Annotated in this window: 15 protein-coding genes; 3 read left to right on the forward strand and 12 right to left on the reverse strand. The window is 37.9% G+C overall.

Going from position 1 to position 17,569, the window contains the following annotated elements; all coding sequences use genetic code 11:
• Window positions 1-306 precede the first annotated feature (306 nt).
• The 7 genes from HLV59_RS11940 to HLV59_RS11970 all read right to left on the reverse strand — a co-directional run bounded on the left by HLV59_RS11940 (window position 307) and on the right by HLV59_RS11970 (window position 10,985).
• The gene (locus HLV59_RS11940) at window positions 307-765 is read right to left on the reverse strand and encodes an SUKH-3 domain-containing protein (RefSeq protein ID WP_171430035.1); all 459 of its coding nucleotides are present in this window, start codon (window positions 763-765) and stop codon (window positions 307-309) included.
• A 74-nt stretch (window positions 766-839) separates the two neighbouring features.
• A complete protein-coding gene (locus tag HLV59_RS11945; protein ID WP_171430036.1) occupies window positions 840-1,148 on the reverse strand; it encodes a hypothetical protein in 309 nt (102 codons plus the stop codon).
• A gap of 130 nt (window positions 1,149-1,278) precedes the next feature.
• On the reverse strand, window positions 1,279-1,743 hold the full coding sequence (locus tag HLV59_RS11950; RefSeq protein ID WP_171430037.1) for an SMI1/KNR4 family protein: 465 nt from the start codon (window positions 1,741-1,743) through the stop codon (window positions 1,279-1,281).
• Window positions 1,744-1,816: 73 nt separating this feature from the next.
• A complete protein-coding gene (locus HLV59_RS11955) occupies window positions 1,817-2,314 on the reverse strand; it encodes a hypothetical protein (protein ID WP_171430038.1) in 498 nt (165 codons plus the stop codon).
• Between the two features lie 101 nt (window positions 2,315-2,415).
• Window positions 2,416-2,952 (reverse strand): DUF4303 domain-containing protein, encoded by a 537-nt coding sequence (locus HLV59_RS11960; RefSeq protein ID WP_171430039.1) that lies wholly within the window; start codon window positions 2,950-2,952, stop codon window positions 2,416-2,418.
• Window positions 2,952-7,778, reverse strand: coding sequence for an RHS repeat-associated core domain-containing protein (locus HLV59_RS11965; RefSeq protein WP_171430040.1), 4,827 nt, complete (start codon window positions 7,776-7,778; stop codon window positions 2,952-2,954). Before HLV59_RS11965 ends, HLV59_RS11960 begins: the two co-directional genes overlap by 1 nt.
• Window positions 7,779-7,787: 9 nt before the next feature.
• Window positions 7,788-10,985: a type VI secretion system Vgr family protein gene (locus HLV59_RS11970; RefSeq protein ID WP_171430041.1), complete on the reverse strand. Its 3,198-nt coding sequence runs from the start codon at window positions 10,983-10,985 to the stop codon at window positions 7,788-7,790.
• A 144-nt stretch (window positions 10,986-11,129) separates the two neighbouring features.
• On the opposite strand from HLV59_RS11970, the gene HLV59_RS11975 reads away from it, so the two are divergent.
• From HLV59_RS11975 to HLV59_RS11985, 3 genes are all read left to right on the forward strand, one after another.
• Window positions 11,130-11,531: a hypothetical protein gene (locus HLV59_RS11975; protein WP_171430042.1), complete on the forward strand. Its 402-nt coding sequence runs from the start codon at window positions 11,130-11,132 to the stop codon at window positions 11,529-11,531.
• Between the two features lie 95 nt (window positions 11,532-11,626).
• On the forward strand, window positions 11,627-12,571 hold the full coding sequence (locus HLV59_RS11980) for an ABC transporter permease (protein ID WP_171430043.1): 945 nt from the start codon (window positions 11,627-11,629) through the stop codon (window positions 12,569-12,571).
• On the forward strand, window positions 12,571-13,452 hold the full coding sequence (locus HLV59_RS11985) for an ABC transporter ATP-binding protein (protein WP_057105091.1): 882 nt from the start codon (window positions 12,571-12,573) through the stop codon (window positions 13,450-13,452). The genes HLV59_RS11980 and HLV59_RS11985 overlap by 1 nt, the downstream gene beginning before the upstream one ends.
• Before the next feature lie 51 nt (window positions 13,453-13,503).
• Here HLV59_RS11985 and HLV59_RS11990 read toward each other — a convergent pair whose 3' ends face one another.
• The 5 genes from HLV59_RS11990 to HLV59_RS12010 all read right to left on the reverse strand — a co-directional run bounded on the left by HLV59_RS11990 (window position 13,504) and on the right by HLV59_RS12010 (window position 17,494).
• Window positions 13,504-14,526: an ABC transporter substrate-binding protein gene (locus HLV59_RS11990; RefSeq protein WP_171430044.1), complete on the reverse strand. Its 1,023-nt coding sequence runs from the start codon at window positions 14,524-14,526 to the stop codon at window positions 13,504-13,506.
• Window positions 14,523-16,334 carry an allophanate hydrolase gene (atzF, locus tag HLV59_RS11995; RefSeq protein ID WP_171430045.1) on the reverse strand — a complete coding sequence of 604 codons (1,812 nt, stop codon included), beginning with the start codon at window positions 16,332-16,334 and terminating at the stop codon, window positions 14,523-14,525. The genes HLV59_RS11990 and atzF overlap by 4 nt, the downstream gene beginning before the upstream one ends.
• Window positions 16,335-16,346: 12 nt before the next feature.
• A complete protein-coding gene (locus HLV59_RS12000; RefSeq protein ID WP_163120393.1) occupies window positions 16,347-16,781 on the reverse strand; it encodes a CopG family ribbon-helix-helix protein in 435 nt (144 codons plus the stop codon).
• 4 nt (window positions 16,782-16,785) lie between these two features.
• Window positions 16,786-16,911 carry a hypothetical protein gene (locus HLV59_RS12005; protein WP_001000626.1) on the reverse strand — a complete coding sequence of 42 codons (126 nt, stop codon included), beginning with the start codon at window positions 16,909-16,911 and terminating at the stop codon, window positions 16,786-16,788.
• A gap of 199 nt (window positions 16,912-17,110) precedes the next feature.
• A complete protein-coding gene (locus HLV59_RS12010) occupies window positions 17,111-17,494 on the reverse strand; it encodes a winged helix-turn-helix transcriptional regulator (protein ID WP_031947914.1) in 384 nt (127 codons plus the stop codon).
• Window positions 17,495-17,569: the final 75 nt, after the last annotated feature.

Here is a 17,569-nt window from a genome sequence, read left to right on the forward strand (position 1 = left end):
AGTGAATTAACAACTTACGCTATTAATTCACTTTTAAAAGTTGTTAATATTTTAGTATTCTAAGAAATTCATTTTTAATTTAAATTTATTAATAGTATCTACAAATTTTTGACTTACTACATAGATATAAGGTTTATCCGTATCTCTAGCAATAAAAAAGTCATCTATTACAAGATCATTTTTATAAAGTTATCTTCATCTAATAAATTGCCTTTTCACTTAATATACATAGCATAAATATCTGCCTCTATACTTTAATTAACAGTCAAAACTTTTAGAGTATTTGACTGTTAATTTTTTAATTACTTACAATTGAATAAAGTTTTTTTCATAAAAAATATTATTAAAAAAGCTATTAACTGAATCCCCAATTTTGCAAAAATAGTCATCATAACCACCATAAAACTTAAATGATGGATCTATAAAATATGTTAAATGTTCACTATAGCCCAATCCAATTGGTAAAAGGTCACTTCCTGCCTTTAATGAATACTCCTCAAACATCCAGGCAGGATCTATACCTTCTGTTGCTTTAATAGAATTGAAATACGAAAAACCTTTTTCTTTTCCTCTATATGCCTCATGAGCTATATTTAATCCATTAAAACTTTGGACAAAAACTATAGCAGAATTAAAAATTTTATATTTATCCGCTTTCCATGCTTCTACGATGTGTTCACTATCTATTTTTCTTCCTGTATACCAACCGCAAATGATTAAATATTCTTCAATATTGGTATTTAAATCAAAATTAGATTCTTGCATTTACTTCTTTCCTGTTAATGCTTTGTATATGAAAGAGGGGTTCACAACCCCCAAATTAGTAACGTGTTCACCACCTAAATATTATTAGATATAATATTTGATATATTTTCCTTTAAACTTTTTATATCCCCACACTCTTTTTCAATTATAGGTGAGTCCCAATTCATATCTTTTATCAATACAATTTTAAAAAAACCATCTACCTCTAGATCTGGATACCACCCGACCTCCAATATTTTATTGTTATTAAAAGAAATTTGTAATAAATCTTCAGACAAGTCAAAAACTGTATCTTCATTTATTTCAAAATTATCATCAATCCAAGAAATGGAGTCATGACTAACAACTCCATCTTTAATATCAATATCCCACCAAATATTCATTATGACCTCTTTAGATATTTATTTTATCGATCTTTTGATATTGGATGACCATGTATTATATCTACTTAAGACAATTAAATATTATCAAACATTTTATCTAAAAATTATCTAACCTTATAAAATAAAAAACTTAAAAATATTTAAATGGATATCTTTCATATAAACCATCATTAATAGAATTGACTAATTTTTTAAATTGATCTTGTTCAACTTCATTAAGCTCTTCATGCATATCCAATTCTTCTTCAAGTTTCTGATAAACAAATGCCATTTTAAGAAAGTTTTCAAAATTAATTTTCATATCTAAAAACTGATTAATATTCAAATACTCTCCTTGGTTATGATCATAAAACAAGATATTATTTTTTGTCTTATTTACAAACCACCCATCACATTGACCAGTACGACCAATTATCCAAACTTTCTCACTAATTTCAGGATAATTTTCATGAAAATATTGATTTTCTTTTAATGCTGTTTCATATCCAAAAATTATAATATCGGGTGTAATTTCTATTTCTTTAAATTTACCTAAAAAAGATAGATAACTATCATTAAGATGCCACAAGCTTATAGATTTTTTAATTTTATTCATTCCAAATTTAATTAACACCTATGAAAAGTATAAGCATTATAAACCTTATACTTTTCATAAAACAAAAAATAAGTCAGTTATTTAAGTAAACTACTAATTTACTATTAGGTAGATGATCATCCCAACCACATGGAAACCCACCATTTAAATAGACTTCAAGAATTTTTTTCCAGATTTCTGGGAAACAATCATTCGCATAACACTGAAAAATAATCCCTATATCTCTATACATTAATTCAGTAAGTATACAAGCTTCACCATAAACCCATTTTTCTTTAGCACCATTAAATTCGTTTTGTTCAAAATCAAAATAATTATTCTGTTTTAACTTATATTTAATTTTATCACTCCATTCAAAATCATCTGGAAATACGTTGGGCGTATCCGTTACAGTTTCCCACTCATTAAAACTATCAAAGTCATCATTCGTAGCATAATTGATACCAACCTTAGCATCAGTAATAATTTTATAGTCTCCCCTCATCTGGAATGGTTTATTAAAGAAATTTCCTTGTTCTAATAATGAAATAAAATCACTAGCATCTTTAGTCACTTGATCCCAACTTTTCATTTATTTACTCATATAACTAACTTATATAAGACACTCTATTATTGAAAGATCATAATAAAATTATTTATTCCAAATTAAGGGTGTCTTTCTACATATTAAAATTATTTTTTTATCTCTAAAAAGTCTTTTAGATTTTTGGTTAAAGTATTAATTTCTTTTGCAGTGGATACCTCTATATCAGGATTTCCTAAGATAGATACAAAGAAAATAATTTCTTCAATACTTTTACCCATTTTTTTTATTAATTTATTTTTTGCCTCTTTTAAAGCATATACATAGAGCTCTAAATTTTCTTTAAATTCTACATCATAATCAAACCCTTTCTGAAACTTTGGAGCAATATCATTCTCATAATGTTCCATTATAATTGGAGTAAAAGCTCTCACTCCAAAAGTATCATCATCATCACTTAAGCCCTGCATCCATGAATGTGGTTCCCACTCAACTCCTGCATGTATACTATTTCTAGTACGTTCTGTCGATATCATTATATAATTTGTCAAAGCATCATCATCAGTAATTAATGCTAAAGCATATATTTTATCTTCATCTTTATTATAATTTTCGTAAAGAACTAGAAACTCATCCACAATTAAATTTACTAACTTTTCTGAATATAACTTATGCCATGAATCCATTATCTATAACCTCCAAAAACTTTTTGCCCAATAATTTGCAATTCCGCACGCATCAATACTTTTGACTGAGCTACAGTAATTTGTCCACATTTTACAGCCGAACTAATTTCTTTATCAGCTTTAGTTAACTCAACAGATACTTTTTTTGCATTCTCTACAGTATGTACACCTTGTCCATTATTGGCAATCATCAAATTTGCTGGATCATTAACTGGATCAATACCGTACTTTTTAAGAATAGATTTAGACTTATTCACGTAAGGCGCATACGCTGTTTTTTCAAATTTACCTTTAAAAACGATATGATGACCATGTGGTCTAGTCATATCACTAGGAATAGTATGTCCTGCGTCTAAAGCCTTAGCTAACCATGACTTACATGTTAAGCCGAAAGGATCAATCCAAACCACTGGATTCGGTGCATAAGAATACACATTAAATCCACCCAACAATCCAATCGGGTCCTTACTAATAAACCGCCCTACATACGGCGAATAATAACGATAATGGTTGTAATGAAGCCCAGTTTCCCCATCAAAATACTGACCTTGGAAACGAATGTTATTGCTTATAATCTCTGAATTTTCAAAGAAATCTGACTTAGCCTGTTCTACCTTACACTCACCCCAAGCTTTATATTGAGCTTTCCAGACAATGGCGCCTGTCTGGTTACTCATTTCTTGTGGTGTGCCTAAATGGTCGCAGTGATAGAACCATACATCATCAAAACCTTGGCTTTGTTTTGCTGTATTCCAAAGCGGGTCTTTATAAATACTATATGGTTTATCTGTCCAGTCTTGAGTTTGATGTAGCTCAATTGAGTGATGATAAGCTGCTTGCAACAGAGGCACAAAACTATCTTTTTCGTAGAAATAGTGTTTAGTTATATCAGCACTAGATTCATAAGCTAAAGTATCACCATCCCAACCATAAATAATGTTCTGTTCTTGCCCATTATGGTGGTGTTTACTTCTTTTTTGAATACGTCGACCTAAAGCATCGTAACGATAATCCGCCGTATATTGATTGTTTCGACTACGAACAAGACGTCCCAACACATCCCACTCAAGGTTTAAATCACCTTGTGATGACTTTTGTCGAATCAGTTGCCCAAAAGCATCATATTGATATTGTTGGTCAAGATATTCCTGCACGACGTTATTAACTAAGCGGTTATAACCAAGACCTTTTTCAGCGGCAGTGTGCTGTGCGGATTGCTCTTTAGTACTGTTATATCGATCTAGAATATTACTTGCTGGGTCAAAATTAAAAGTCTCTTTACCAAGCTTACTGGTCGCTTCTAATAACCGTCCAACAGGATCATATTTATAGTGAATGGTTCCACGACGAGTATCCTTAATGAGCGTTAACTCACCTGTTTTATCGTAGTGATATAAGCGTTCAATCAATTGATTGGTATGCTGGATGGCATTATTTTGAGTTTGGGCCTGGTAGCCTTTGTCATGCCCACTCAACATTAATTGCTGAGTTAAGCGCCCGACTTCATCATAACGTTGTTGTTGGCTAAGACCATTTGCATAGTGGCGTAATGTCTCTCTATGCAAATCATCACGTTCAAAGCTAACAACATCTTCACCATTTAAAGCCACGCCATAGACATGTCCACTTCCATAAGTCAGCCAATCTATTTTCTGTCCATCTGGTCGAATGGTTGTGGTTCGATTATTTAATTCATCATAGACATGTTTCCACACAGCAGTTTTCTGAGTCACAACATCTTGATGATGTTCTTTAATTAAATTGCCTGCTGCATCATAAAACCATTGCAAGTTAGTTTCGGCATTTTTAGCCTGAACTAGATTACCTAAGCCATCATAAGAAAATTCTTCTGTTTGTTTTTCTTCAAGCTCTTGTCCTTGATAGCCATATCCTGCTGTACGTTGTTCTAAACGTCCCATGCTGTCAAAAATAAATTGCTGAATACGGTCTTTAGGAGCAGCGCGATCTTTGAAATCTTGACCATAAGCAGAAGCAACTTCAATGCTACTAGTTAAACGACCATTATATTCATCATACGTATAAGCAGTTTCTTTGCCATCAAAATCAATTTCTTTTACTAATCGACCTGCAGCATCATAAATAAATTCATAACTTGCGCCATTTTCATTAATTAAACGTTTTAAGCGACTCAAGCGGTCCCATTGATATTTTAAAGTTTGATTTAATGGGTCAATACGCTTAGTAATTAAACCAGCCGCATCATATTCATAACGGGTCTGCTGGCCTTTAGGGTCAATATGAACTAATAAACGACCTTCTTCATCATGAATAAAATGCTCTTCAGCCCCATCAGCATGTTTAATTTTTTCGAGCTGTCCAAAAGCATTTAGCGGTAAGCCTTTTGCTAGAGGTTGTCTTGGTTCAGCAGTTAATTCCGTATAGAAATATTCAACTTTTTGCTTTAAAGCATTTTCAATAAATTTGACTCGCCCGCGTTCATCATAGTGCCAGTGCGTTTCTTTACCAGAACAATCCTTATAAGTAACCAAGTTGCCTTGATCATCATATTTGAGTGTCTTCTTACCGCCTTTAGCATCTTTAATGGAAGTTACCAATCCCATTGCATTGTAGGCATAAGTTGTTTCACGCTTCAGCGGATCAATTTCTTTAATTATATTTCCTGAAGCATCATATTCTTTAAACCAACGCCCCTGTTCAGCGTCAACAAAACCCGTCAGATTATCTTTTTCGTCATATTCATAATAGAAGGTTGAGCCATCGGCCTGAACCATACTTAAGACATTACCGCGTTCGTCGTAGGTATACGATGTTTCTGTTCCATCTGTAGCAATATGCGATGTTATATTTTTTGCTTGGTCTCTAAAGAACCATTCTTGCAAATTGTCTGGATAAATAATTCGATAAGTATAACCCGTAATACCATAATAGTATTCAGTCACGTTACCATCGATATCCATAACAGAAGTTACGCGAACGTTTTCATCCCAATCTAATTTAGTAGCGGAACTATAGTCATCGGCCCACTCTTCAATCGCTTTTGAGCTAGGTAAAATGCCATCCCATTTTAAGTTCATTCCTCTTTGAGTAAGATCGGTATATCGAGTCAATAAGTGAGTTTGATATTGATATTCATAAGAAGCAGCAAACTCATTGGTCGCCTTAATTAAATCGCCTTGCTCGTTATATTGATATGCTGATAGTTGTCTAATGAGTTGACCATCTTCAACCAACCAAGCTGCAACAACTTTCTGCACATCATTAATTTGTAATGCTACATGCGCCAAAGTTTGTTGTTGCTGTTTAAATATAATGTCGGATAAATAGCTATCACCATTTTCTAATTCATGGTCATAACGCAGCCCAATACTAAATCCATTTTGACGTTCAATGGAGACTAAACGAAACTCATTTTTATATTTTTGATAGAAGTGAGTTTCTGAAACCCCATATGAAATTGCTCTAATTTCAGGTGAGACAACTGTATAAGTAAAAGTTTCTACTTCATCATAGTAACTCTGCCCAACTTTTAGCTCTGGTAAGCGAACAGGACGTCCATCGCTGCCAATATACTCCCAACCCTCTTGCTCAATCGGTTCTTTAGGTTCATTAATGTTGTAACTAGAACAACGAGCAATCTTGGTTGTAAAAGGTGTAATCCACCGCGCTCCGAAAATCGATTGATCATACTGATATAAGTTCGAAACGTACGTTCTCGAAAATTGCTCTATTAATAATGGGTGAATTTGCGCATCTGCATGATTTAAAAACTCAGTACCCAAGGCAAAAGTAATCGATCGTTTAGTCGCGCCCCCTTTACAGTTTTTACATGCATTCGCATTATGAGTCGCTGCATGCTCAGTATTCGCCTTTTCTAATTTATTATTTTTCTTGTCATGTTTGACCTGTGTGGTTTGAGTTGGCTTAACTTGAGCTGGCTTCTTTTTCCTAAATTTAGAAGCACTCATTCTCAATACATCAAATAGCCACCCAATTGTTTGCGGCTGCGCTGCATTTCCCAAGCCTTTAATTTTAGTATTGGCAGTAATACCAATTTTATTAATCGTTGCACCTACATTTAATATGGGCTGCTTTAGATGTGCAGGAACTAAAGAAGTAACAACCTTAGCATTGGAGTTTGCTCCTGTTTTAATAAGAGCCTTCCCCCAGTTTTCGGTCATGTAAACTAAATTTTTTCCAGCTCGCGTTAAGTCACCACTTTTTATTCCCTTAATAACACCGGCAGCTTGCTGTTGAGCGCGGTTTGTATTTGAGCCTGCATTTGTAAATACTTGGCCTTTTGTGACAACTCGAACAATTCCGCCATTAATTTGTGTAGTAGCGTTTTGGACGGTTCCACCACAAGTGGCTAAAATTGAGTTTAGTTTGTTTAACCCAGTTTTGCAGAATTTTTCTATATTTCCTGCAACCTGATCATTTAAATGATTAGAGATCACTACAATAACTGCTTCACCTAAAGCAGCTTTACCTACACGTTTAACTTCTTGACGGACCAAAAATAAGGCTGGACGAGCAGAGGTACGAATTGCTGTTGTCCCTGGAATAGGTGCAACCCCAATAAGGTCAATGCCCATTGTAGTCCAATCCATAATATCGGCATTTTGAAAACCTTTATCGTAGATATAGCAAATGTCGGAAACCACATCGATGGCAGCCATCACATTGCCAATAATTGGAATTGTTCCCATTACACTTGCCAATAAGTCTAATGTCACAATTTGATGTGTATGGCTCTTTAACCAATTATCTATTTTTTGTTTTGAATGGCTAACATCTTTAATAGCAACTTCTGTTAATGGCTTAACAACTTCTGTTTTTCCAGACATTTTCTTTCTCTATGAATTCTTTTTAAAAGGGCTTTGCAAATATTGAGGGAGCGTGTTAGTCACCAAACTACCGCTATCAATAGAACTTAATTTGCTGAAGTCATTTATTTTCTGAATTGATGCAAGATCAATATTGTTCCCTATTTTTTGACCTGCTTCTGAAATTGGTAAAAAGCTTTTCACTTGATCAGTTACCAATCCATGCGCCTCTGTTTTTAACATTGGCATTAAAGCCTTTGCTCCTTCAGATTTTATGCTTTGTGCAGTTTGAATATTTTTCATAATATTCGCAGGATTGGTTAATTGTTTAGATAATTCACCAAGCTTAGATTGGGCTGTTTTACTCATTTGTGCAATTAAGGAATCTGATTGTTCAGTATCCGCATCATTCTGATTCGGCCACTCAACTGGACGTTTAAAGTCACTTGCTGCATCCCAAGGATCACGGTGATCTGGTTCAAAGAAGACTTTTACTGCACCCGTTGCTAAGCCAGAAACTCTTGCAAATCCCTTATCATCTAGCTTGCCAGTGACTTCTTTTCCTAAGTTGTCAACAACCGTATAGCTTCCACCTTTAACAAACTCACCATGCGCATAATCATGGATGAGCTCTAAATTTCCAGGGCTACGTTTGGGTGGAGGTGGTAGTGAAGAACTAAAATTCGCACTTCCTCCCCCCATAAACATATGCTGCCCCGCCTTCACCTCAAACTTACCGCCAGTGACTGGGAAAATTCCCGAGCCATTAATCTTGATTTGAGACCCACCTGCCGTGATAACGATTTCTTTAGAAGCACTAATTTCAATTTTGTCTTCTGTTGAAATAATCTGAACAGCTTTACGGGCAATTAAATCTGCTCCATCACCTTGTGCTTGTATCTCGACTTTACCTTTGCCTGCATAGAGTCTCGCCCCTTCTTGCGCTGCAAAAAGGCTGATTTTATTTTGGGCATGTGCAATCAAGTTCTTTTGGGTAGTCAGGTTAATGCTATCACCAGCAGTTTGACTTAACTGAGCATCTGCGCTGAGGTGAATGTCTTCATTACTGGCTATGGCAATGCTGTTAGGGGCAGTTAAAATCATCAAGGCTTGCTTAAAAGCGGCAGCTTTGTCTTGATCTTTTTCTTCAATTTGTTCTATGAACGTTTTTAAGTTCTCAAGCACTTCCAATGGATCAGTTTGCTGATTTTTAGCAACTTCACTGAGTGCCTTGGCATTGCTAAGCCCACCTTCGATTTGTTGTTTGGCCTCATTTGCATCAAGGTGTACGCCTTGAGCTTGGTCCTGTTTATGGGTACTAACGAGTAAGCCACTACCCGCTCGAACTGCACCCCACTGGTCTGTTCTGAGTTCGAAACCTTCACCTCGGCCATCACTTTCCGCCTTGTCTTTTGGATGGCTTAAGTTACCCAAGTTGAGCTGACTGGCTGCATGGCTACTCTGTAGCTGGGCACTGATTTGGCCTGTAGTATCATCAAAACGGAGTTGGTTAAAGCCTTTACCATCGACTTCTTCTGAGCGGATACCACTGAGTTTTTTGGTGTCAGGTAATTGACCTTTTTGGTCGAATTGCGTTGGGTGACGTTCGGCTTCATGAATACGTCCCACTACAAATGGACGGTCAATGTTGCCGTCAAAGAAATCGATGACCACGATCTCGCCCACGCGTGGTAAGAAGCGTGCTCCATAACCTGCGCCTGCCCACGGGGTGAGTACATCTACCCAAGCCGAGTCGGTATCATTGTCGTTACTTCCTGCTCCACCGTCATGACTATGGTCATCAGCTCGGGTAAATAGGAAGCGGACTTTAATGCGTCCCCACTGGTCGACATGAATGCTTTCGCCCTCCAACCCTACCACTCTAGCGCGCTGCGGGTAAGCGGCTGGTCGGTGTTCTAGCGGGTTATATTCAGGCACAGCTTTAATGTTACGTCGAATGACATTCAACTCAGCAAAGTGGCGCTGCTCAGGGTTTTGGTTGTCGAGTTGCGCAGCCTTGAACTTGTCTTTTGGCAACAGACGTTCAAGTTGCTGTTGTAATTCTTTCGGTAAATTATTCTGATTGTAGTAGTGCTTGCTTAAGATTAAAAATTCTTTATCAGCACTGTCATGCTGGTCGAGTTCAGGGTGGTCATTGAGTTCAAACCAGTAACCCACCTGCGCATCACGGACGTTACCTGCAACCGTAAACTGTTTCGAACGCAGGTGATGGTAAGCGTTAATGTGCTGGTTTAACTGTTCAATCTGGCTATTACCAGAAGCTGTGGCTTGGTCTTCACCGTTTAAGTCTTGCATCCAAGCGGGACTGACATGCCATGCATCTTCAAGGTTTAGGCTGGCATTATCATAGTGTTCGCTGTGCTTTTGCGTGCCTTGTACGCTGCCGCTGCCTTCTTCTTGTTGCAAAGCATCAGCTTGCCACCGTTGCACATGAACCGAAGTCGGCTGTAAGCGGCGCTCTGCCTTGACTTGGGTAATGCTATCAAACTGCTCTGTCGCACTGCTACGTTGATAGCGGATGCTACGGCGTTCAAGTGCCTGATAATTTTGGTTATCGTCAATTAAGCGTAGAACTTGCGGCTGGATAGAAGCATTCGGGTCAGTAACGAAAAGCTGCGATTCATCCACTAACCAATTAATGCCTTCGCTACGCCATAGACGGGTTAAAAAGTCATAATCGCTTTCGTTTGACTGCATCACAAATGGACGCACATCGTAGTCTTTGGTTAAGCCTGCTGTGTCGAGTGTTAAGCTTGAGGCAAATAACGGGCTTTTCCCTTGCCATTCCTTAAACAGAATTTCGCAAATATCGCGCACGCTTTTATTCATAAACACGCGACTGTTACGGCGTTTATGCCAGAGTGCAGTTGGATCTTTTAAGGTGAGGTTATAAATAGTGAGTGAACCGTCGCTTTGCCCTTGGCTCGCTTCGGTAATAATACCTGTCGTTCTAAAAAACTGTCCTGTATCGGTGACCTGATCGACGGCAACCTGACAGCCAATAAATTGTTTTAATGCAATATGTGCGTTGGTCGATAGACACAGCAACTCAGCAACGCTACCTTGGTTGAGCGTATGTTCGCCTTCAATGCGTTGTAAGAAGACTTGATTGTTTAATGATGCGTTGGAAAATTGCACATGAAGAACGCGGTTCTGTGCGACCAACCCTAAGCTATCTAAAATTTGAAATATTTTATGGGACATCATTATTATAAAACTGAGTCATAATCATCGATATTTTATAAAAAACAGACAGAATTGTCTATTTATATAAAATAGCTTATCTTCCCCTAACTTACATACTTTTTAGTTTATCTAAAAGAAAGATAAGGTTTTTAAAGGAGAAAACCCATGTCTAAACAAATGGATCAAGCCATTCAAAGTGTTATTGACCTACATGTTTTGATCGAAAATGTATTTACAGGAAAAAATGCAGAGCAAAGTCTGAGCCCGCTTTTAGATAGCTTTGATCAAAATTTTAAGATGATAACGGTTCAAGGTCACAACATTGGTTTCGCCGAAGTGCATAGTTTATTTAGCCAAAATATCGGGAAGAAGCCTTCTTTAAAAATCGACATTCTTAAGAGTACAGCTTTATACGAATTTGAAAATTATTGTTGGATGCAATATCAGGAACATCAGCAAACTGATGAAATCGAAACATTACGCACTTCGACGGCCTGCATTAAAGTAGAAAGTGACAAATGTTATTGGGTTTATTTACATGAAACTTTAGTTCCCTCATCTTCTTAACTCATCTGGAGCACCTTAAAGATGGCACCTATTTTGCTTAACAATATTACGTTTTATGAAAAACGTAATACTGATCAAAATGGGGAGCTCTCGATATGGGTTATGTTGCAAAGGAATTTACGCGAAAGAACAAGCTGATTCTCAGTATTTGTTCTTTCGTTATTCCAATATGTCTTTGGTGCGCAATCAGTTACTTACCTTTTGTTTGGCATCCTCAAGTGCAAATCACGAGTTCGGGAAGTGTTTCTTACTTACAAATAGGCAGTCGCATTGATAAAAATGTGTTCTATCTCGAAGCACAAAATGCAGTCAATCGAAATTCTGCACCACCACAAGGTATTTTGGTCAATCCGATTTATTTACCCGCTCCTCATGAAGTCGCTAGGGCTTTGGTCACCGCCTTTACCACACCACCTGAACAACCTGATTCGCCGTGGTTTCATCAAAGTTTATGGCACAGTATTAAACTGGTATTTTCAGCTTTTTTTATCTCTTCATTGATTGGGATTCCACTCGGTATTTTGTGTGGTTTTTCTAAGCGGATATCTCTGTTAACAGAACCGTTTGTTGAGTTTTTTCGTTACTTGCCCGCACCTGCATTTGGTGCACTTGCAGTAGCAATTTTAGGTATTAATGACGCGCCTAAAATTGCGATTATTGTGATTGGTACACTTTTTCAGCAAATTCTCATTATTGCCAATACCACACGAATGGTAGATCGAAGCTTAATTGAAGCTGGCTATACGCTTGGCACCAATAAGCTCAAAAGTTTATTTCACGTGGTGATTCCTGCTGCCTTACCTGATATTTATCGCGACTTACGTGTGCTATTGGGCTGGGCTTGGACCTACTTAATTGTTTCAGAGTTGATTGGTACGACCTCGGGTATTACATGGTTTATCACCCAACAGGCACGCTATCAAAACTTTGACAATGTCTATGCGGCTATTTTGATTATTGGGGTGATTGGTCTGGTCTGTGACTGGGTATTAATGAAGTTAGGTGAGCGGATGTTCACTTGGAAAGTAGGAGCAAAATAATGAACGATTCAACATTTAACGCGCATGAATACTTTCAAAAAATTTATGAACGTCCTGTGATTTTAGAAGCTAAACAGCTCAGCCAAGTCTTTAAGCATGGTCACAGCGAACGCACTGTTTTAAATAAGCTCGATTTAAAAATTCATAAAAGAGAATTTATTTGTGTAATTGGTCCCTCTGGCTGCGGCAAATCGACACTAAGCCGTGTTATCGCAGGTTTAGACCCATACCATAGTGGAGAAGTTTTAGTAGACGGCGAATGCATTACAGGCCCATGTCCTGAACGCGGCATGGTGTTTCAGGGCTATACCCTTTTTCCGTGGAAAACTGTAAAAGAAAACGTAATGTTTGGTCCGCAAATGCGTGGCGCAAGTCAAATGACAGCCGAAGCTCAAGCACGTGAATGGATTAATATTATTGGTTTAGAAAAATATGAAAATCAGTATCCACACCAACTTTCTGGCGGTATGAAACAGCGCGTTGCGATTGCTAGAGCTTTGGTTAATCAACCTAAAATCTTACTTATGGATGAACCTTTTGGTGCGCTCGATCCACATACTCGCCAAAAAATGCAAAAGCACTTGATGGATTTATGGCAAAACATTGATATCACCATTATTTTTGTAACCCATGACATGGATGAAGCCATTTTACTGGCAGACCGAATTGTGGCACTCAAAGCCAACCCGGGTGAAATTAAAGAAATAATTGAAGTTAATTTGCCTCGTCCACGCTCACTCGATTTGATGAGCACACCTGAGTTTAAACAGCTCCGTTCACGGGTAGATTATTTAGTTCATGCTGACGAGGATGAGCTTGACCCAGCTTTACAAGATTTACCAAAAATTCCACGTATGACTCAGGTCAGTACAGAAAAATAAGAAACACATTAAAAAGCCCAAGTTCAACTTGGGCTTTTTTATTTACTAGGCTTATTTGAGTTGTTCTATGAGTGTCGGATAAATCAGCCCATCTACATTTTGTTCGGTTTTATAAATCCCATTTTCGACGTTAAATTTATTGACGTGATACGTCGAGCCATAAATCGAGTCAAAGCCTTCAGATTTAACAAATACTTTTTTATTGGCATTGATATCTAATAGATGCGTGCCGCTCACCATCAACTCGTATTGTTTTGGGTCGACACCTGAACGGTTTGCCATGATTTTAACTGCATCAGCATGGGTTGCAGGGTCATTAATATATTTAACTGTTTTATCCCACACCTGAATGACTTTTTTCCATTCTTCTTGATGAGCTGTTAAATGGCTCATGTTGACGGTCAAAGTGTCATAAATTAAACCTGGCTTGTCTTTAGAGGTATAGATAATTTTAGAGCCTGCCACTGCTTTTAATGCCTGACCTGCAACAGGTTGCCAAACAGCGATTGCAGAAATATCGGGGCTATTAAAAACTTGAGGTAATTGGTTAGTCGCTGAATTTACCAGCTTTACCTCATTCGCTTTAATGTTATGGTCGGTTAAAGCTGTTGCTAACAAAAGATGATCAACCAAGCCTTTTTCGACACCGATTGATTTTCCTTTTAGGTCTTGAATGGTACTAATGCCCTCTTTTGCAATAATGACATCATTGCCCGCAGAATAATCTGTTGCCAGAACCATCATGCCTTGCGTACCACCCGAAGCTGTTACCAAGTTATCGCCATTGGTGACCAACACAGCGTCGAGCTGATTTGCCGAAAAGGCCGAAAGAGAAGCCGAATAATCAAACCACTTAAACTCTACATTTAAGCCTGCTTCTTTTAACCAGCCTTTTTCAATAGCCACTTGCCAAGCCACCCAGCCCGGCCAATCACTATATCCAATGGTAATTGGTTTTGTATTTGTAGATGCCTGAGCGTCTTGTTTAGCCTCTGGAACTTTAGCGGTATTGTCACACCCACCCAATACAACTGCCGATAAAATAGATACGGTTAAAAACGCTTTTTTAATCATATAGAAACTTCCCCAACATTTTTACTAACAACACTTTGAGCGGTTTGATTGAGTGAATGTATATAAGCTCGCCAGCCTCCAAAATGGCTAATATCGGTTGCATCTTGAATGGCATAAGCTTCGCAAATAAAGCCTTTGACCCATGTACCATCTTTTAGTTTGAGGTTCCCAATGCCAAGAGGTGCAGGTACTTCAGCCACAATGGCTCCAAAATTTGCTAAAGGAACATCCCATACTTCAACTTCAATTGATGTCCCTGCTGCATCACATTGCAGCCCCGGTTTTGGTGGTGTGGTATTTTTTAAGGCAAAGAGTTTATAAGTGTCTGCTGTCTGGGTTTTCTTGAGCAAAGTAGCATTACGGCTAGTGAGCTGAAAATTAAGCGGCATGCCTGTTAAGTGTGCTCCGACTACAGCTAGCTGTACTGAATGATTTGATTGGATCTCTAGACTTTTTTGATAATGTTGAGTTGATTTACCTAAACCCAGCGATGTTTCGGCTTGCCAAAGCTGCGTAAAATTGGCGAGTGCCTGATCGTGCCAAGCTAGTGCAATAAAGGTTACGCCGCTTGGTAGGCCGTCTTCACGGAGTACGTTAGGTAAAGCTAAAGCCGAAAGATCAGCAAAATTGACAAAGTTGGTATATGCCCCCATGTGTGCATTTTTAATTAAAGGATCGGCTTCAACTTCAGCAATGGTATAAATGGTTGGCGCTGTCGGAACCATCAATGCATCAAAAGGTTGTAATGCCATATTAATTTTTCGAGCTAATAATGCGCGGTTATATTCAGCTTGAAGTGCATCTGTTGCTTTGAATTTATCTGCCTGTGCAATAATTTGAGCAATAACTGGATGAGCATTTTCACGTGTTGTCATGCGTTCAACGGCGACTGTTCTTTCCGCTACCCAAGCATCGTTATACAGTGCGGCAGCAAGTTCATTAAACGCGCTGAAATCAATACTCTCAACTTCATAGCCAAGTTTTTTAATACGCTCAATTGCCACTAAAAAGGCTTTTTCAGACTCAATGTCTCCATAAAACTCAAGCTGAGCTGGAATAGCAATTTTTTGTTTAGAAAATTGAGTCGGTACATTGGCTGGATGTATTCGTGAATATTCATCTGTTTCATCGTAGCCCTGCGTTAAATTGGCAACGGTCCACGCATCATCAATATGCAGTGCAAAAATAGAAATGACATCAATAGTCCGACAGGCAGGAATTAGACCTGTGGTAGAAAACCAGCCTTTTGTCGGTTTAAGGCCCACAATATTGTTATGGCCCGCGGGAACACGCCCTGACCCCGCCGTATCAGTCCCCAAACTAAAAGGCACAATGCCGTTGGCAACCACCACCGACGAACCAGAGCTTGAACCACCACTAATATATTCAGGATTAAAACTATTTTTTACTGCGCCATATGGAGAACGAACGCCAACCAGTCCAGTTGCAAACTGATCGAGATTAGTTTTACCAACTACAATCGCCCCAACTTTTTTCAGCTTAGCAACTACGGCAGCATCTTGCGTCGCTAAATATTGAACCTCTTTACAGGCAGCAGTCGTGTGAAAGCCAGCAACATCAATGTTGTCTTTGACTGCAAACGGCACACCGTATAGAGGTAAGTCAGCAATATTCTGATCTTTTAAAATATCAATTTGTGCCTGAATTTGCTCGTTCGATGCAATTTCAATCCATGCATGATCATCATTTTTAATTTCTGCAACATAGCCAATCAGATCTTTAAGATGGATTTGCCCGTTTTGATATGCTGTTTTCCAGTCTTGGATGGTCCATAAATTTTTCAACACGCTACTCCTCATTTAGTCATTTTGCTGTATAGGCGGCATCACGGCATCCATCAGTTCTAAATGCCCTTTAATCACCCCTTTCAGCACAATAAATTGCTGGCTAATTTGTCTGAGTTCAGAGCTCGCACCCTGCATTAACATGACTTGCAATATCTTTTGTTGGTCAAGCTGGATATGAAGTGAACTAATTACTTGTGTTAAAAACTGTTGTTGTAAATCAACCAATTGATTGCGCAAGGTCATTTGGCTAGCGTCATAAAGCAGCGTCAAGGTGCCCACCATGACCTCATTGGCCTGCGCCTGTTCTGCAATTAAGTGTTTATTAATCATGTCGACAATGGCTTGCGAGCGACTTTCATAGTTCTGCTCGACAATTTTTTGGTCGAGTGCACTGAGTGTCGTTTCAGGTACGGTAATACTGATTCGAGCCAACTTTTGTTTTGCCACAGTCTTATCCTTTTGTTTTAGGCGGCTGATTGTTTTGCTTGATATATACGCCTGCACGTACGCTAAGCAATTGGACTAAAAAGGCTTTTAAAGTTGGCTTTGGTTGAACCACAGGTTTTACATCGTTCATATCACACCCCTAACTTGGTATTACCAAATTCAGTTTTTGTATTACTGATAAGAGATGCAGAAAATGTGCCAGTTTTTAAGGGTGGTTTTGATGGATTGGGTGGGTATTTATGAGTGATTTTTGGGCAAAAGAAAGCCCCATGCACAGGGATGGGGCTAATTTATGTGAGCAATAAAACCAATCTTTTATATTAATTAAATCACAATAAATTGAGTTTTAATTTTGACTCTTCAGATAGATTAATCAAACTATGAGCCCATACATATAAAGAATCTAAAACTGGCCTAAAAGTCTTTCCAAACTCTGTCATTTCATAAACAACTTTGATCGGTGCTTTTTCACCATAAACCGTTCTAGAGATTAAGCCAGTTTGCTCTAACTGCTTGAGTTGAAGACTTAAGGTCATTTCAGTAATTGTGGGAATGAGTTGCTTGATTTCATTAAAGCGTTTTGGCCCATCTTTTAAATAATACAAAATCACACATTTCCATTTTCCACCCACTAAATCCATAGCCATACTGATATGACATGGATAAGTTTTTCCATTTACCGTGACTTCACATGTATTTTCAGTATTTGCCATTTTTAAACGCTACCTATCAACTTTGATAGTTATTGTACGCCAATACTATAAAAATTATAGTGGCTATTATTTTTA

The organism is Acinetobacter lactucae, from assembly GCF_013122135.1.
Lineage (GTDB): Bacteria > Pseudomonadota > Gammaproteobacteria > Pseudomonadales > Moraxellaceae > Acinetobacter > Acinetobacter lactucae.